This window comes from Trichococcus paludicola (genome assembly GCF_003052295.1).
In the GTDB taxonomy this organism is placed as follows: Bacteria; Bacillota; Bacilli; order Lactobacillales; family Aerococcaceae; genus Trichococcus; species Trichococcus paludicola.
In genome coordinates this window covers 211,548-227,345 of the sequence record NZ_QBLC01000002.1, presented here as the reverse complement: position 1 = coordinate 227,345, position 15,798 = coordinate 211,548, and the positions used below count along the sequence as shown (strand labels likewise).

15 protein-coding genes are annotated in these 15,798 nt (G+C 45.3%); 11 read left to right on the top strand and 4 right to left on the bottom strand.

Going from position 1 to position 15,798, the window contains the following annotated elements; genetic code table 11:
* Positions 1–114: 114 nt before the first annotated feature.
* On the top strand, positions 115–663 hold the full coding sequence (locus C7R56_RS03905; RefSeq protein WP_159072151.1) for a 2'-5' RNA ligase family protein: 549 nt from the start codon (positions 115–117) through the stop codon (positions 661–663).
* 317 nt (positions 664–980) lie between these two features.
* On the opposite strand, the gene C7R56_RS03900 is transcribed toward C7R56_RS03905, so the two are convergent.
* Positions 981–1,442 carry a DUF2798 domain-containing protein gene (locus C7R56_RS03900; RefSeq protein WP_107995276.1) on the bottom strand — a complete coding sequence of 154 codons (462 nt, stop codon included), beginning with the start codon at positions 1,440–1,442 and terminating at the stop codon, positions 981–983.
* Positions 1,443–1,609: 167 nt separating this feature from the next.
* A complete protein-coding gene (gene relB / locus C7R56_RS03895; protein WP_107995275.1) occupies positions 1,610–1,831 on the bottom strand; it encodes a type II toxin-antitoxin system RelB family antitoxin in 222 nt (73 codons plus the stop codon).
* Between the two features lie 217 nt (positions 1,832–2,048).
* Here relB and C7R56_RS03890 point away from each other — a divergent pair, with 217 nt between their 5' ends.
* The 8 genes from C7R56_RS03890 to C7R56_RS03855 all read left to right on the top strand — a co-directional run bounded on the left by C7R56_RS03890 (position 2,049) and on the right by C7R56_RS03855 (position 11,359).
* Entirely contained in the window at positions 2,049–3,146 is a 1,098-nt protein-coding gene (locus tag C7R56_RS03890) for an RNA-guided endonuclease InsQ/TnpB family protein (RefSeq protein WP_107995274.1), read from the top strand.
* Positions 3,147–3,773: 627 nt separating this feature from the next.
* Complete coding sequence (locus C7R56_RS03885; protein WP_107995273.1) at positions 3,774–6,650, top strand: sigma 54-interacting transcriptional regulator; 2,877 nt, start codon at positions 3,774–3,776, stop codon at positions 6,648–6,650.
* Between the two features lie 216 nt (positions 6,651–6,866).
* Positions 6,867–7,853, top strand: a complete 987-nt coding sequence (locus C7R56_RS03880) for a mannose/fructose/sorbose PTS transporter subunit IIA (RefSeq protein WP_107995272.1) — start codon at positions 6,867–6,869, stop codon at positions 7,851–7,853.
* 21 nt (positions 7,854–7,874) lie between these two features.
* Entirely contained in the window at positions 7,875–8,675 is an 801-nt protein-coding gene (locus C7R56_RS03875) for a PTS mannose/fructose/sorbose transporter subunit IIC (RefSeq protein ID WP_107995271.1), read from the top strand.
* A 17-nt stretch (positions 8,676–8,692) separates the two neighbouring features.
* Positions 8,693–9,619 carry a PTS system mannose/fructose/sorbose family transporter subunit IID gene (locus C7R56_RS03870; RefSeq protein WP_107995270.1) on the top strand — a complete coding sequence of 309 codons (927 nt, stop codon included), beginning with the start codon at positions 8,693–8,695 and terminating at the stop codon, positions 9,617–9,619.
* A 131-nt stretch (positions 9,620–9,750) separates the two neighbouring features.
* On the top strand, positions 9,751–10,131 hold the full coding sequence (locus C7R56_RS03865; RefSeq protein WP_107995269.1) for a DUF956 family protein: 381 nt from the start codon (positions 9,751–9,753) through the stop codon (positions 10,129–10,131).
* 70 nt (positions 10,132–10,201) lie between these two features.
* A complete protein-coding gene (locus C7R56_RS03860) occupies positions 10,202–10,699 on the top strand; it encodes a mannose/fructose/sorbose PTS transporter subunit IIB (RefSeq protein WP_199902976.1) in 498 nt (165 codons plus the stop codon).
* Positions 10,700–10,726: 27 nt separating this feature from the next.
* Entirely contained in the window at positions 10,727–11,359 is a 633-nt protein-coding gene (locus tag C7R56_RS03855; protein ID WP_107995268.1) for a copper homeostasis protein CutC, read from the top strand.
* 85 nt (positions 11,360–11,444) lie between these two features.
* On the opposite strand, the gene C7R56_RS03850 is transcribed toward C7R56_RS03855, so the two are convergent.
* Complete coding sequence (locus tag C7R56_RS03850; protein WP_234402570.1) at positions 11,445–12,692, bottom strand: putative glycoside hydrolase; 1,248 nt, start codon at positions 12,690–12,692, stop codon at positions 11,445–11,447.
* Positions 12,692–14,071, bottom strand: a complete 1,380-nt coding sequence (locus C7R56_RS03845) for a polysaccharide deacetylase family protein (protein ID WP_107995267.1) — start codon at positions 14,069–14,071, stop codon at positions 12,692–12,694. The genes C7R56_RS03850 and C7R56_RS03845 overlap by 1 nt, the downstream gene beginning before the upstream one ends.
* A gap of 260 nt (positions 14,072–14,331) precedes the next feature.
* Between C7R56_RS03845 and lspA the strand changes: the two genes are divergently transcribed.
* Both lspA and C7R56_RS03835 read left to right on the top strand, forming a co-directional pair.
* Entirely contained in the window at positions 14,332–14,811 is a 480-nt protein-coding gene (lspA, locus tag C7R56_RS03840; RefSeq protein ID WP_107995266.1) for a signal peptidase II, read from the top strand.
* Positions 14,812–14,823: 12 nt separating this feature from the next.
* A complete protein-coding gene (locus C7R56_RS03835) occupies positions 14,824–15,729 on the top strand; it encodes an RluA family pseudouridine synthase (protein WP_107995265.1) in 906 nt (301 codons plus the stop codon).
* Positions 15,730–15,798 lie beyond the last annotated feature (69 nt).

Here is a 15,798-nt window from a genome sequence, read left to right as displayed (position 1 = left end):
AGAAGGTGCAGCATCCTTGGTTTTCGCCAAGTGTGCTGCACCTTGTTCGATACCACTTTCCTTTATCGTAGTCATATTTGAATATTCTACAGAATTTTTAAAGGAGCGGTTTTAGTGTTGAAATCTATTTTAATTTTCCCGAAATTTGATAACATAACAAAAATAGAGTCTATTAGAGAGAAATATGATAGTCTGTACACGAATATTCGCCCCCACATCACTCTCGTTTTTCCTTTTGAAAGTGCATTGAACGAAAAAGACATTTTAGAAAATATTAAAAAGACGCTAGCAAACACCAAAGAATTTTCAGCCAGTTTTCAGCAAGTATCTGGGGACTTCAAAAATGGCTATGTTTGGTTAGAAGCTGGTGAAGGGAGAGAAGATTTTATCCAAATGCATGACTTGCTTTACCAAAATGAACTTTTTAAACCTTATCAACGTAAAGATATACCATATATTCCTCATATAACTGTTGGTCAATCATTAAGTCAAAGTGAAGCTACATGGCTAGCTAAGGATATTGGAAAAAATATCGGTGAGTTTAATACAATTATTAATAAAGTTTCGGTTGAAAGAATTTTAGATAATAATAATTCAGAAGAAATTGCGCAGATTGATTTAAAAACCATCTCTTTGTCAAATAATATGGATGGGCTAAATTAAGTTAGAGAAAAAAATTATTCTAAGCGGCGTAATTATTTTACTCACTTGTCGTTTGCGACATTTGAAATGGTGAACGCCTTGCATTTACTGGTACAATTCTATGCGCTTAGTGGTAAAAAGTATTGCAGAGGTGGTACATAATGCTGTATTCACGAGCGAGGCAAAATTATCGAATATCATGATTGCATTCGACAATTTCGAAACTTATCCGTACCCCAGGACGATACCGGCAACAAAAATAAGGTGCAGCACCCCCTGGCTTTTCGCCAAGTGATGCTGCACCTTTTTCTGATTTTTCGACAATTGTGCGCTAACGTCTATTCCAAAACAAGCTGACTATTGGCTTGGATCTTACCAAGAATTGTCCGGGACATAGGCCCAACAATCAACAGTTGTAATGGCAATGCGACAATAACATTCATTCTCCAGGCTTCGCTGTAGGCCGCCCATAAATCATCAGGGATGCCGCCTTCCATCAGAACTCCGAATAATGACATGAAAGTGACCATCCCTAGAACCATCAAACTGGAGATTGTCAAAATTAACTGCAGCTTATTTTCTTTTTTGATGGGTAGTCGAAAAGCAATTTTCTTTGCGATCACACCAACAACGAATACGTCCAAACTAAAAGCGACAACGAACCCAGGTACTAAGCCTGTCAAAAGTGGTATAAGAGCAAAATTGTCATGTAACAGCAGATTGTATAGGCTCATTCCTAACACCATCATCGAGCACATTATCGTCGTGAAAAAAATTCCTTCTTTTTTGTTTGTGGGCATATAAACACTCCTTCTAATTTTTTGCAACGTCAACCATGGTATCACAAAAATAGAATGCGTGTAAGAAGTATTTTCATAAATAGTTTAAGTATTTTGAAATTCAGTATATGGCTATTGTGTAAGTGTCTTCTGAGCCTTGCTCTCAAAGGCTACTTTAAATGCTACTATCAGAAATCTGTTTCCTTCATCATTTCATCAAAGGAAAGAACTTGAGGGTTCCGAATGTGTTGTTTCATGGCAGTGTGGTAGAGTTCCAGATCGATTTCATTTTCAATTTTTTCCAGCACCGCATTCCTTAAGAGGGCGGAGACCGTTATATTATTGTCTTTCGCATATTCTTTGATAAATTTTGCATCTTCTTCGTCCATCCGCAACGATATCGTGCCCATTTCGACCACTCCTTTGTGTATAATGTATTATAAAGTGTGCTGCTATTCAACAATTATCAAATACAGCGCTAGATACGGTGAGCCATTCTCCTCAATTTTGGAAGCTTTAGAAAAGGAGGCTTTTAACAGTTAATAAAAATCTCCTCAAATGCATTCAAATCTTTTATTATTGATTCCGTTTCCTCTATACTTTGCGTATAGAAAGGGATGATCCGAGATGATGTTGACCAAGAAGGTCCGTTTGATTGTGACAGACGAAACTTCCAAACTTTATCAAGCGGCTGGTGTTGCCCGCTGGGCGTACAACTACACGATCCGGATGCAGGAAATGAATCACCGCTTCGGCGGGACGTTCATCAGTGACAATGAGTTGCGCAAGCACATCACCAAGATGAAGAAGCGCAAAAAATACGCCTGGTTGAACGACGTTTCCAATAATGTCGTCAAACAAGCGGTCAAGGATGCCTGTAAAGCATACAAATCCTTCTTCAATGGGCAAGCCCGGCATCCCCGGTTCAAGACCAAACGCCGCTCCACGCCGAGTTTCTACAATGACTGCGTCAAGCTGAAAGTGAAAGGCAACCGCATCCTGTTGGAAAAGATTGGTTGGGTGAAAACCAACGAGCCCTTACCCGTAGACTGTAAATACTACAACCCGCGCATCAAGTTCGACGGCAAATACTGGTATATGACGGTTGGTATCGAAGTGAACCCGAAAATCGTCAAATTGGAAGATCGGATTGTCGGCGTGGATGTCGGCATCAGGGAGTTGGCTGTCACCTCCGATGGTGTTTTTTACGAAAACATCAACAAAACAGCCTCCGTGAGGAAAGCGGAGAAACGCCTCAAGAGATTGCAGAGGCGTGCAAGCAAAAAATACAAGAAAGGAACGCCTAAATCTAAACATCTCCTAAAACTAGAAGGTGAAATCCGAAAGCAACACAGACGCTTGGCCAACATCCGAACCAATCATGTCCATCAAGCAACGGCGGAGATCGTGAAATCCAAACCCTCCCGCATTGTGATGGAAACACTGAGCATCAGCGGCATGATGAAGGACAAGCATTTGGCTAAGGCGGTCGCAAATCAGAAACTCTCTTTCTTCAAACAATGCCTGCAATACAAATGCGAACTGCATGGCATTGCCTTTGTGGAAGCGGACCAATGGTTCCCGAGCTCCAAGTTGTGCAACAACTGCGGAACGCTCAAAAAGGACCTGAAACGCAGTGACCGAGTCTACCACTGCACGTGCGGCCATCATTGCGACAGAGATCTGAACGCAAGCTACAATCTGAGGGACTACCAAGCAAGCTAACGGTAGCTCGGATATGTACGATTCGTTGCATCGGAATTTACGCCCTCGGAGTGCTGCATCAAACGAAAGTAGTCTGTCAGGACCAAATCGGGCACGAAGAACAGGGAAGCAAACATAAACTAGATTTAGTTAGATTTATGGCAACGGTAGTTGAATGAAAGTCAAATTGAAGGTTACAACGACGCGTACTTCTCGAATGGAAGAGTTGGTAAAGGCTTCTAATTTTTATACAGCTACCAAATTTCCGGACAGAAGTCCTCATATGAGGGAACCAAAAAAAGCAGAGATACTCGAGTCTTGGGAGAAACGTCGTAACGGTTTTAAAATAGGGAATATATAAGCGGGAATTAGAAGAGGGAGTAGGGGGATAACCTTCCTACTCTTTTTTTCTGTATTCTCAGCGTAGATTGTCGAATGTCTTCTAACATTCGAAGATTTAGTCGTGCACTGCAATAAAATTATCGAATATCCTGCCTGCATTCGACAATTTCGGCCTTGTCGGACACCGGACTATCGTCAACGCACTGAAAAAGGAGGCAGTGGAATGCCACTTTTCGTAAGCTTCCTCTTTCGTTTTTTTTTGGACTGTGGTACTTTTAGGGTGATGAAGGAAAAGGAGGGGTGTCGATGAAACGAATTGACAGAATCTACGAGTATATCAAAATCCGCTCAGAGGAGTGGACAGAAGCTGCTTTTGAGCAAGAGGACGACGGCGTGACGACGCAGGAAGTCGTGATGCAGCTCGATATCAAACGGCCCAATGCCAGCAGCGACTTAAATGAGCTCGTGCGTCAGGGAAAACTGATCAAATCCTCTGGACGACCGGTCAGATATGCGGATCACTCTTTGAAAAGCCAGAAGCGACCACATAAAAAGCTGCACTCATATATAGAAGACCAATCAAAGTCAACAGCAAGGGCAACCAACGAAACACGCGTGCCTAGTTCTGAAATTTCTCGTGTTCCCGCAACTCGGGAGGGAAAGGCTGTGGGCAGCCGCGATAAAAATAACGAAGGATTTGCGAATGTAGTCGGGTCGAATGACAGTATGCGGACCCAAGTTGATCAGGCAAAGGCCGCGATCCTCTATCCTCCCAAAGGTTTAAGCTGCTTGATCACCGGACCGACAGGAAGCGGGAAAACCTTTTTTGTGCATTCGATGTTTCGTTTCGCGCAAGCAAATCAAGTATTTGCAGCTGATAAGGAGCTGGTTGTGTTCAATTGTGCCGACTACGCGCACAATCCCGAATTATTGATGGCTCACTTGTTCGGATACCGCAAGGGTGCTTTTACAGGAGCGACGGAAACGACGGACGGCTTGATCCAACGGGCAGACGGCGGGATGCTCTTTATGGATGAGGTGCACCGCCTGCCGCCTGAAGGGCAGGAAATGATTTTTTATCTTCTGGATCACGGAACTTATAATCGCTTAGGCGAAACCGATAAAGCCAATAAAGTCAACGTCCGTCTTGTTTGTGCAACGACGGAAGATCCCGCTTCCAGTTTGCTCCAGACCTTTGTGCGACGCATCCCGATCGTCATCAAATTGCCGCAATTTTCGGAGCGTCCGATTGCGGAACAGGTGGATTTGTTGAAGCGAATGGTCGCGATCGAAGCCAATCGAATCCAAAGAAGCATCCATGTGAAACAGGATGCTGTGAAAGCTTTGATCGGCAGCGTAACCTACGGGAACGTCGGGCAGCTGAAATCGAATGTCCAGCTTGTGTGCGCGCGGGCCTTTTTGAACTATATGAATTCCAGTGAAATTTCGATCACGCTGGATGAGCTCACGCCGGAGATCCAAAACGGTCTGCTCAATCTGGCGAATAATCATCGCGAGCGCTTGAATGAGCTCACTCGGATGCTGGAGCCCGTGCTGACGTTGGTGCCGAATGAAGGAGCGGAAAGTCCGCTCATAACCGATTCCTATGAGCTACCTTATAATTTGTATGAAATTATCGGGAATAAGGCCGCGCTGCTGCGGGATGAGGGGCTTGATAAGGAATCCATCAACCATTATATTACGACCGACATCAATGTCCATCTGAAGTCTTTTTATCGCGATACCGGTTTGACCTTTGACACGGAGAAAAAGCTTTCCGAAATCATTGATCAACGCATTATCCGCTTTGCAAAAAATATGTTTGAGTATGCCCAAGATCATTTGGATTATCACTTCCAACGGAATTTCGTCTATGCAATGAGTCTCCATATCAGTTCGTTTTTAAAGCGGATTCAACTGGGGGAAAGCAGCCGGACGCTCCATGCAAGCATAAAAAATATGGTGGAGGATTATCCCCAAGAGTTTGCGGTAGCTAAATGGATGAAGCAGGAGCTGCAAAAAGAATACAGCATTAAAATTCCTGAGGTAGAAACCTATTATCTGACGTTGCTGCTTGTTTCATTAAAGCAGGACAAGGCCACAGGGCGAGTGGGTGTTGTTATTGCAGCCCATGGCAAGAGTACAGCAACGAGCATGGCGGAGGTTGTCACGACCTTGTTGGGTGTCGACAATATCCGCGCTGTCGACATGCCTCTTGAGATGAAGCCCCAAGTGGCGCTCGAAAAAATTATTCATTGTGTCCAAGAAATCGATCGAGGGAGCGGCGTCATTTTGTTGGTCGATATGGGCTCGCTGGCGACATTTTCGGAAAAAATCACAGAAAAAACAGGGATTGAGGTCAAAACGATCGATATGGTCACGACCCCGCTCGTATTGGAGACGGTACGCAAGACGGATCTTGTTGAAACGACACTTGATGAAATTTATCGCTCGCTCCAATCTTTTCGTGGGTATGCAGGCAGCAACGTGACCACGCGCGAAGAGAACGGCCATTCTTTAAAGCGCAAAAAGGCAATCATTGCGATCTGCGCTTCGGGTGAAGGAACAGCGCAAAAGATGAAAGAGCTCATCGACAAGCATTTGGAGAAATATTTCGATGTGGAAATCGAGGTGCTGCCGATTTCGGTGATCGAAATGGATGAGCAGTTGGTTAGCTTGCAACAGAAGTATGAAATCCTTGCTACAACAGGGATCGTCAAACCCAAAATCGATGCCGTTTACATTCCAATGGAACATTTTTTCAATGGGGATGCCGAAAAAGTATTGGACTATTTAGTGGAAGAGTCCGAAGCCTATGATGACAGTGAGTTGACAGCGGAAAAGGCTAAGCAGATATGCGTGGAATACATGACGGAAAGCTTTACATTCTTGAACCCGCAAAAACTGATCGAACCTTTGTGGAAATTCAGTCGTTCCTTATTGAAAAATGAAGAAAATTATTCCCAAGCAATCAATCAATTGATGCACATCGCGGGAATGTTTGAGCGTTCCCTGCGCCAAGATACATTGATCGCACCGCAAGAAGAACTGGAAATGACGGAACAGACAGAAACATTTAAACAGCTGGAACAGTCCATGAATCTCCTCAGCAGCACCTTCCAAATTGAAATGCCGAAAGATGAAATATACTATTTGCAGCAATTGTTGGCCTACCAAGACTAACGCTATTAGCGATACAGTGTCTGATACACTAAAGCCGAACAAAAAAATACACTAAAACACTGTGGGTTTTAGTGTATTTTTTTCGCTTTTTTATCCAAAGGAATGGGCCATACACTAAGTTGGCACGCTTTTTGCATATAGTATTATGTCTGGTAAATGGCCTGCCAAGTTATTTATCCAAACAGTCACAAAATACATTCAATAGGAGGTAAACAAATGGTAGGAATTATCCTAGCAAGTCACGGGGATTTCGCTGAAGGCATTATGCAATCTGCCTCGATGATTTTCGGCGAACAAGAAAATGTCAAAGCAGTGACCTTAGCGCCTAGCGAAGGACCGGCCGATGTCAAAGCTAAAATGCAAGAGGCCGTCGCATCTTTTGACAACCCAGAGGAAGTATTGTTCTTAGTCGACCTATGGGGCGGAACACCGTTTAACCAAGCCAACAGTCTTTATGAAGCACATAAAGACACATGGGCAATCATCGCTGGAATGAACCTTCCAATGGTCATCGAAGCGTACGCAGCAAGGTTGAGCACTGACTCAGCACTTAAAGTTGCCGCACAAATTCTTCCAGCAGCGAAGGATGGCGTAAAAGCTAAACCGGAAAGCCTGGAGCCTGTAAAAGTGGAAGCGGCTTCTAAGGGGCAAGCGCTGAAAGGCAGCCTTCCCGCAGGGACAGTCGTTGGCGATGGCAAAATCAAGTTATCTCTCGTTCGTTTGGATTCAAGGTTGCTTCACGGACAAGTGGCAACAACCTGGGCGAAAACAACTGGAACAGATCGGATCATCGTGGTTTCGGATGATGTATCAAGAGATGAATTGCGGAAAAACCTTATCGTGCAAGCGGCTCCTCCAGGAGTCAAAGCCAATGTAATTCCAATCAAAAAAATGATTGAAATTGCTAAGGATCCACGTTTTGGGAACACGCATGCTCTGTTGCTTTTTGAAAACGTGCAAGATGTCCTTCGGGCGTTGGAAGGTGGCGTGAATATTGAGCAACTAAATGTTGGATCAATGGCTCACTCTGTCGGCAAAGTTGTTGTGAATAAGGTCTTGTCAATGGGACCTGCAGATGTGAAAGCATTTGAAGCATTGAAAGAAAAAGGTGTTAAATTTGATGTCCGGAAAGTTCCGAATGATTCATCGGAAAAAATGGATACGTTGCTGAAAAAAGCTAAAGAAGAATTAGCTAAGGCATAACAAGAAAAGAGGAGGTATATTATGTCAGTCGTTTCAATTATTCTTGTCATCATCGTGGCATTCTTTGCCGGGATGGAAGGCATTTTAGATGAATTCCAATTCCATCAACCGCTCGTTGCATGTACACTTATCGGACTTGTCACTGGTAATCTTGAAGCTGGTATTATTCTTGGCGGATCATTACAAATGATCGCCTTAGGTTGGGCAAATATCGGAGCTGCTGTAGCTCCTGACGCAGCACTTGCATCTGTTGCATCGGCAATTATTTTAGTTTTAGGTGGTCAAGGCGTAAATGGCGTTTCATCCGCTATCGCCATTGCGATTCCTCTGGCTGTTGCTGGATTGGTATTGACAATGTTCGTTCGTACACTCGCTGTTCCTATCGTTCATTTGATGGACGCAGCTGCAGAAGAAGGCGACTATCGCAAGATTGAATGGCTTCAAATGGGGGCTATTGCCATGCAAGGTTTGCGTATCGCAATTCCTGCTGCTTTGCTTCTGTTCATCCCTGCTGACGCTGTCCGTTCTGGGTTGGAATCAATGCCAGGTTGGTTGACTGATGGAATGGCAATCGGTGGCGGTATGGTCGTAGCCGTTGGTTATGCAATGGTAATCAATATGATGGCCACCAAAGAAGTATGGCCATTCTTCATCATTGGTTTCGTTGTTGCCGCTGTATCACAATTGACGTTGATCGCATTAGGAGCCCTAGGTGTTGCAATGGCCTTGATCTACTTGAACCTTTCCAAAATGGGCGGTTCCGGTAATGGCGGTTCTGGCAATACTGGCGATCCACTTGATTCGATACTCAACGACTATTAGGAAAGGAGACTGCAAACATGGCACAAAATACGGTAGAAAAAAAATTCGTATTAACTAAAAAAGATAGATTAGCTGTTGCTTGGCGTTCCACTTTCATTCAAGGATCATGGAACTATGAACGGATGCAAAACGGTGGCTGGGCTTTCGCAATGATTCCAGCAATCAAGAAACTTTATCCAGAAAAAGCAGATCGCGTCCTAGCATTGAAACGCCACTTGGAATTCTTCAATACACATCCATATGTGGCCTCTCCAGTATTAGGAGTAACGCTAGCGTTGGAAGAAGAACGCGCAAACGGAGCTCCAGTGGATGATGTTACGATTCAAGGTGTGAAGGTCGGAATGATGGGACCTCTAGCCGGTGTTGGTGACCCTGTGTTCTGGTTTACAGTCCGTCCGATTCTTGGAGCTTTAGGTGCTTCTTTAGCCTTAACAGGAAATATCTTAGGACCTATCCTATTCTTTGTTGCATGGAACATTATCCGTTGGGGATTCATGTGGTATACCCAAGAATTCGGTTATAAGGCTGGATCAAAAATCACTGAGGATTTGTCTGGCGGAATACTTCAAGATTTGACAAAAGGAGCTTCCATTCTTGGGATGTTCGTATTGGCTGCCTTGGTGCAACGTTGGGTATCCATCTCGTTTGCTCCGATCGTTTCTTCAGTGAAACTTTCAGAAGGTGCGTTTATCGATTGGGAAAACCTGCCAAGTGGCACTGCTGGCATCCAGCAAGCTCTGGCACAGTATACTTCAGGCTTGTCCCTGACTGATACAAAAGTAACGACTTTGCAAAATAACTTGGATCAATTGATCCCTGGCTTGGCAGCGTTGCTGTTGACATTCTTATGCATGTGGTTGTTGAAGAAGAAAGTTTCTCCAATCGTGATCATTCTTGGTCTGTTCGTTGTTGGTATCGGCGGACGCTTGATCGGATTGCTGTAATTTTCAAATGCATCAAAAAAAATGACGTTTGTGAGGCTCAGGCAAAGCTGCCTGAGCCTTACTTTTTCTTGTAAAAAGCAATGAGTGTATATTATACTCAAACCAGACGAAAAGAGAGAGGGGCATATACAATGGTTGAATCCCTGAATGCAAAGGTTGATATGGTAGTGGATGGCACTTCTTATATGGGGTTAACGGACTACGGTAAAATTATGATAGGAGATCAAGCGTTTGAATTTTATCATCATCGTGATCCACGAAAGTTCATTCAAATTCCTTGGGAAGAGGTCGATTATGTCATGGCATCCGTGATGTTCAAAGGAAAATGGATTCCACGTTTTGCGCTTCAGACAAAGAAAGATGGTACGTATACTTTTTCATCAAAAAATCCCAAGGACGTGTTACGTGCGATTCGCATCTATGTAAACCCAGATCATATGGTTCAATCATTGGGTTTCTTCGATGTTTTGAAGAATGCCTTCAAGCACATGTTCAAAAAGAAAGCATCCTAAATTGCGGCGGGAAATCAAGATGCATTCTGTTGGCGGTTGCTGGATGGGCGATTTAAGGAGGTGCTAAACAGTGGTAATGGATATTCGATTAGTGCGAATCGACGATCGTTTGGTTCACGGACAGGTGGCAACCGTGTGGACGAAGATAAGCAAAGCAGAGCGGATTCTTGTCATCAGTGATGAGGTGGCGCAGGATCATCTGCGTAAGACACTCTTGCGTCAGGTTGCTCCACCAGGTGTGAAGGTCAGTGTGATTCCAGTAGAAAAGTTTGTCGAAATTTACTTTGATGATACGCTTAACCAATTTCGGGCGATGCTCTTGTTTACGAACCCTACCGATGTCGCCCGAATCGTGCAAAAGGGCGTCAAAATCGATGCCGTCAATATCGGCGGCATGAGCTATTCGGACGGTAAGAAAATGATTACAAACGCCGTAGCGGTTGGCAAACGCGATATTCAGGCTTTTGAGTACTTGAACTATAAGGGCATCCATTTGGATATCCGGAAAGTCGTCGCTGACAATAAACTGGATCTCATGCAAGTGCTGAAAAAAGAAGGATTAACTTAAGGGCTAAAGTATCCATGAGGTGACAGAATGCTAAAAGAAGCATGTGCAGAAAACTTTACGAACGTTCCGGAATTCATCGCACGCGGGGCTAAACGGATCGAACTGTGTGACAACCTGGCGGTAGGGGGCACAACACCCAGCGTCGGCGTCATCAAAATTGCAACGGAGTATTGTTCCGAAAAAGGTGTATCCCTTATTGTGATCCTGCGGCCACGAGGCGGAGATTTTGTTTATTCGATTATGGAAAAAGCCATCATGATGCGGGATTTGGAAGAAATAATTGCCTTGCAGGCCAATGGTATAGCGGTAGGAGCTTTAACCGCACCCAACGAGTTGGATAAACCCTTTTTGGAAGAAATAGCCAAGCTGGCCAACGATAATGGGATTGAACTTGCTTTCCATATGGCGTTTGATGAAATACCGGAAGATAATCAAAAAGACGCATTATTGTGGTTGGGAGAAATTGGGTTCACACGGATTTTGACGCATGGCGGTCCAAAAGAAAACACAATTTTCGACAACGCAGCGCATCTCGGCGAACTCGCGGTAATCAGTCCAGACATGACGATCATGCCGGGCGGCGGCATTACGAAAGACAATCTCGCAGACCTTGAAAAAATATTGGAATTCACCGAAGTGCACGGGACAAGAATTGTGTAGGATTCTCTATTACGGAATAGCCGACAATCGGTGACAAAAAGCTCGGCCGGGAAATTTTCCCGGCCGAGCTTTTTGTTATGCATTATTAATAAGTGTAGTTGTTCAACGCATTCCACAACAGGAACTCGTTGACGCCGGCATCATACAGTGCCTGTACTTGAGCATCGACTTGCTCTTTGCCGTAGGTTTGGTAGAATCCGGATCCCAAGTAGGAAGCGGTAAAGTCCTGCAGCCAAGGACGGCTGATTGGCGGAGTCTCAAGCGTTGCAAGCAACTCGTTTTCGACTATCATGTATTCGGATACCAGTTCATAAGGGTACAGATCCGGCTTGTAGATGCCAAAGTAATCGGTGCCCCAGTGGCTCGGGTAAATCATCGAAGAGATAACATCGACATTCTCGGAAATCTCAGGGAAATTCTGGCCGATGCCGGATGCTTCAACGACAGAGGCGGTATAGCCGAAGATATCAACGGATACGTCCACGCCGTAAGGCATCAGTTTTTCTTTCGCATAAGCGGTAAAATCGGTGATGGCCTGCACACGTTTTTCGTCGTCGGTCATATTCAGATCAGCGTATTCGCCCATGTCGTAATTCAATGTATCTCCCCAGACTTCAAAGCCTTCCGGGAAGCGGACATAGTCGAACTGGACTTCCTTGAATCCGACTTTGGCAGCTTCGATCCCGACATTGACGGCATAATCCCAAGTCTGCTTCAGGAATGGGTTGATGAATGATTCGCCATTGGATGCAACCCAGACGGAGCCATCGCTTTCGGTGAAGGACATTTCCGGCTGTTCGTTAGCCAACAAGGTATCCTTGAAGGTCACGATGCGGGCGATTGGATAGATCTGTTTCTCTTCCATCACGTCCATCAGCTCATTGACATCCGGGATATACTCTTCCGTATTTTCCTGGATGTGGGTATCATCGGAGTTGAAATCAGCCGTCACAACACCCATGTCGTCCTTGATGTCGATGACCATCGCGTTCAGGTCGTTCGAATCGACGTAAGCGAGCAATTTGTTGAATTTTTCTTCGTAACCGACCGAGTAGGCCGTCACATAGATTCCTTTGACACCGTCAGCTGGATAGGCGATTTCGACGCCGCTGTCGTAGAAAAATTTCTTCGGCAGTTCCTTAGCTGTGGGTGTCTTCAAAAGGGCACCTTGGCGCAGCGTAAGCGCTGTAGTGGTTGTGGCTGCTGTTGTTTCCGCGGTTGCGCTGTCGCTGGCAGCGGAGCTTTCGGTTTCGCTGGCCAATACGACTGTCGTACCTGATAGGAAAAACAATAAACTGGCGGCAGCGAGTGTCTGTTTAAAATAGGTCATCATTACATTTCCTCCCGTTCAGGCGATTCGATCACATTCGGGTCTACGATTGTGATATCTTTCGCGCGCAGGCCATCGATGATGGCAGCGATCGCGTCGTTTGTCCATGGGCGATCATGCATCAGCAAGTTCGCGCCGTCTCCCAGGTACTGTGAGTTCACCATAACGTCGGCTAAAGCAGTGCCTTCCATGAACTCTTCCACCCAATCATAGCCGTAGGTCCAGTTCATGATTGTCATGCCTTCTGCTGCAGCGATTGCGATGGTGTCGTCATTGTACTGTCCGTAAGGGGCGCGCAGGAAGCGCGGACGCTCGCCGGTGATCTCTTCGATCAGATCATTTGTTGATTTGATTTCTTCCAGTTGCTGATCGTAGGTCAAGCTTTGGAAATCCGGATGAGAATAGGAATGGTTACCGATTTCGAAACCCATGTCATAGACGGTCTTGATGTCTTTGCGCGCCTGTTCATTCGTGAGGAATTGTCCCATCACGAAGAAAATAGCGTTGGCGTCCTTCGATTTGACGGTTTCGGCAATTTCCACGGTGTAGCTGTTCGGTTGCTGCGGTGCATCATCGAAAGTCAACAAAGCGACTTGCGTGTTGCCATCCTCAGCAATCGGTTGGACTGTGGAAATCTCCGGATTGATGCGGTATTCATAGCTTACGGGTTCAACTTTTTTTGCTGGTTTTTCTGCAGCGGCAGTCTCTGAGGATTCCGCGGTGGCGGCAGAAGAATCGGCGGCTGTGCTTCCTTCCGTCCCTATTGCGGTGATGGCTGCTTCCAATTCAACCAATTGTGCATCCAGAGTCGTCAAATTTTCAGCGACGGGCGCAAGATTGGTTTGGTTTGTTTCGGCACTCAGATTGATTGCTTCGATTCCCGCAAAGAAGGTATCGAAAGTGGCATCGTCCGCTCCAAATCCGGTCAACAGTTCTTCTTCTTTATCCAAGCTGTCTCGATAGGCAGCCAAGTAAGTCAATGAATTTTCGCTGAACAAATCCAGCGTTTCGCCGATTGCCTGCATCTGATCCAGTGGTAGGGTTTCTTCGTCGAACGCAACGAAGTCGGCTTTCGTCTCGGATAAGCCTTCCAAAGCGCTTTCAATCGAATCGGCTAAGGTTCGGCGTTCTTCCAAGTTGCTGAACACGGCTGCAGAGCCATCTTTGAAATTCTTCAATTCTTCATCGCTGGCCAACGATTCATCGAATGATTTCTGTAACGCGGTCTCCAATTGTTGCAGCTCATTCAATTGGGAAACAATTTCGGTTTCCTCGGTTTTGATCTGGGTGATCGTCTCTGACGTTTCTTTCACTTGGTCTGCGCAAGCTGACAATACCAGAGCACCGGCAAAAACTAATCCAATCTTCTTACCTCTCAACATAAACAAGCTCCTTTATTACGTGATATATAACAATACAAGCTTCATTATACCGAAAATGGCTATTCTTTATCAAGGTAGATTGCCATATCTTCGGAAAATTGTTAAAGAATCATTAAAAAAGGGTCACAATTGCCATGATGAGTCAGCTTGTAGGCGGAAATGCCGGAATCAATGACTATACAATTTGAAAAATTAGTTTACAATAGATAGAGGCAAAAGATACGGAAAAACGTTAATTTCAGAATAAGTGAGGCTATCGGATGATTATCTATTATATATTGGCCATCTTGCTGTTGGTCCTGGACCAGTGGAGTAAAATTGCCATCGTAAATAATTTTGCATTGCACGAAGTGAAGGAAGTGTTACCGGGCATTTTGTCCCTGTTCTACATTCAGAACGAGGGCGCTGCCTGGGGGATATTTGAAGGAAGAATGTTCTTTTTCTTCATCATCACTGTAGTTGTCGTGGGCGCAATGGTCTATAATGCGCACAAGCAGGGATTCGACAAAAAAATCGTGGGCATCAGTTACGCTTTTCTTTTGAGCGGTGCTCTTGGCAATTTCATCGATCGGATGCGTTTGGGGTATGTGGTGGACATGTTCCGCCTGGACTTCATTGATTTTCCGATTTTTAATGTGGCGGATGTTTGTTTGACGATAGGCGTCATCCTGATGACGATCTATATCCTTTTCATGGAAGAGGAAGAAGAAAAAATAAGTTCTAAAAATAAGCTAAAGTAAAGTGGGATTCAAATGACAGAAAAAATCGTATTTAACATTGATGGTCAAACCGGCAGGATTGATAAGATCTTGGCGGATTTCATGACAGGCACCAGCCGTTCGCAAATTCAGGCGTGGGTCAAAGACGGCAATCTGATGGTGAACGACAAAGCCGTCAAATCGAATTACAAGGTCCAAGAAGGGGATCTTCTGGAATTGACGATTCCGGAACCGGAACAGATCAACGTCACTCCGGAGGACATTGCATTGGATGTCATCTATGAAGACGATGCGCTGTTGGTCGTCAATAAGCCAACCGGCATGGTCGTGCATCCATCCAAAGGGCATCTTTCCGGTACCTTGGTCAACGGCTTGTTGTTTCACGTAAACGCGCTATCCGACGGCACGGCAAATATCCGTCCAGGGATCGTTCACCGCATCGATATGGACACATCCGGCTTGTTGGTCGTCGCCAAGACGAACGAAGCGCACCAGAAATTGGCGGAGCAGTTGGAGAACCACACGATGGAACGGGCCTATCTTGCTTTGGTCCATGGCGTGATCCCGCATGAAGACGGCACAATCGATGCGCCGATCGCCCGGATGTTGATTGACCGCAAAAAACGCACAGTGGCTGACGGCGGCAAAAAGGCAGTGACGCATTTTGATGTCATCGAGCGTTTCCGTGATTTCACTTTGCTGAAATTGCACCTTGAAACCGGCCGTACGCACCAGATCCGTGTCCATATGAAATACATCGGCCATCCAGTAGCTGGCGATCCTATGTACGGACCGGCTGAAACACTCAGCGGCCATGGCCAATATTTGCATGCGTCCACTTTGGGCTTCATCCACCCGACGACGGGCAAGGAAATGCGCTTCGAAGCACCTTTGCCTGATTTCTACAGCGAAAAACTGGCGGAACTGCGCAAAAACTGATTGACAGCAACGCCTCTATTCGTTATCATTACAGTAATATTGAAGGAACCTTTAAAATAGTCCAGAGAG

What these genes read in the sequence shown, in the direction of transcription:
- relB (WP_107995275.1), bottom strand. Translation starts at nt 1,831, where the DNA reads ATGGGCACGATATCGTTGCGGATGGACGAAGAAGATGCAAAATTTATC.
- C7R56_RS03900 (WP_107995276.1), bottom strand. Translation starts at nt 1,442, where the DNA reads ATGCCCACAAACAAAAAAGAAGGAATTTTTTTCACGACGATAATGTGC.
- C7R56_RS03855 (WP_107995268.1), top strand. Translation starts at nt 10,727, where the DNA reads ATGCTAAAAGAAGCATGTGCAGAAAACTTTACGAACGTTCCGGAATTC.
- C7R56_RS03885 (WP_107995273.1), top strand. Translation starts at nt 3,774, where the DNA reads ATGAAACGAATTGACAGAATCTACGAGTATATCAAAATCCGCTCAGAG.
- C7R56_RS03850 (WP_234402570.1), bottom strand. Translation starts at nt 12,692, where the DNA reads ATGATGACCTATTTTAAACAGACACTCGCTGCCGCCAGTTTATTGTTT.
- C7R56_RS03865 (WP_107995269.1), top strand. Translation starts at nt 9,751, where the DNA reads ATGGTTGAATCCCTGAATGCAAAGGTTGATATGGTAGTGGATGGCACT.
- lspA (WP_107995266.1), top strand. Translation starts at nt 14,332, where the DNA reads ATGATTATCTATTATATATTGGCCATCTTGCTGTTGGTCCTGGACCAG.
- C7R56_RS03890 (WP_107995274.1), top strand. Translation starts at nt 2,049, where the DNA reads ATGATGTTGACCAAGAAGGTCCGTTTGATTGTGACAGACGAAACTTCC.
- C7R56_RS03835 (WP_107995265.1), top strand. Translation starts at nt 14,824, where the DNA reads ATGACAGAAAAAATCGTATTTAACATTGATGGTCAAACCGGCAGGATT.
- C7R56_RS03870 (WP_107995270.1), top strand. Translation starts at nt 8,693, where the DNA reads ATGGCACAAAATACGGTAGAAAAAAAATTCGTATTAACTAAAAAAGAT.
- C7R56_RS03875 (WP_107995271.1), top strand. Translation starts at nt 7,875, where the DNA reads ATGTCAGTCGTTTCAATTATTCTTGTCATCATCGTGGCATTCTTTGCC.
- C7R56_RS03880 (WP_107995272.1), top strand. Translation starts at nt 6,867, where the DNA reads ATGGTAGGAATTATCCTAGCAAGTCACGGGGATTTCGCTGAAGGCATT.
- C7R56_RS03845 (WP_107995267.1), bottom strand. Translation starts at nt 14,071, where the DNA reads ATGTTGAGAGGTAAGAAGATTGGATTAGTTTTTGCCGGTGCTCTGGTA.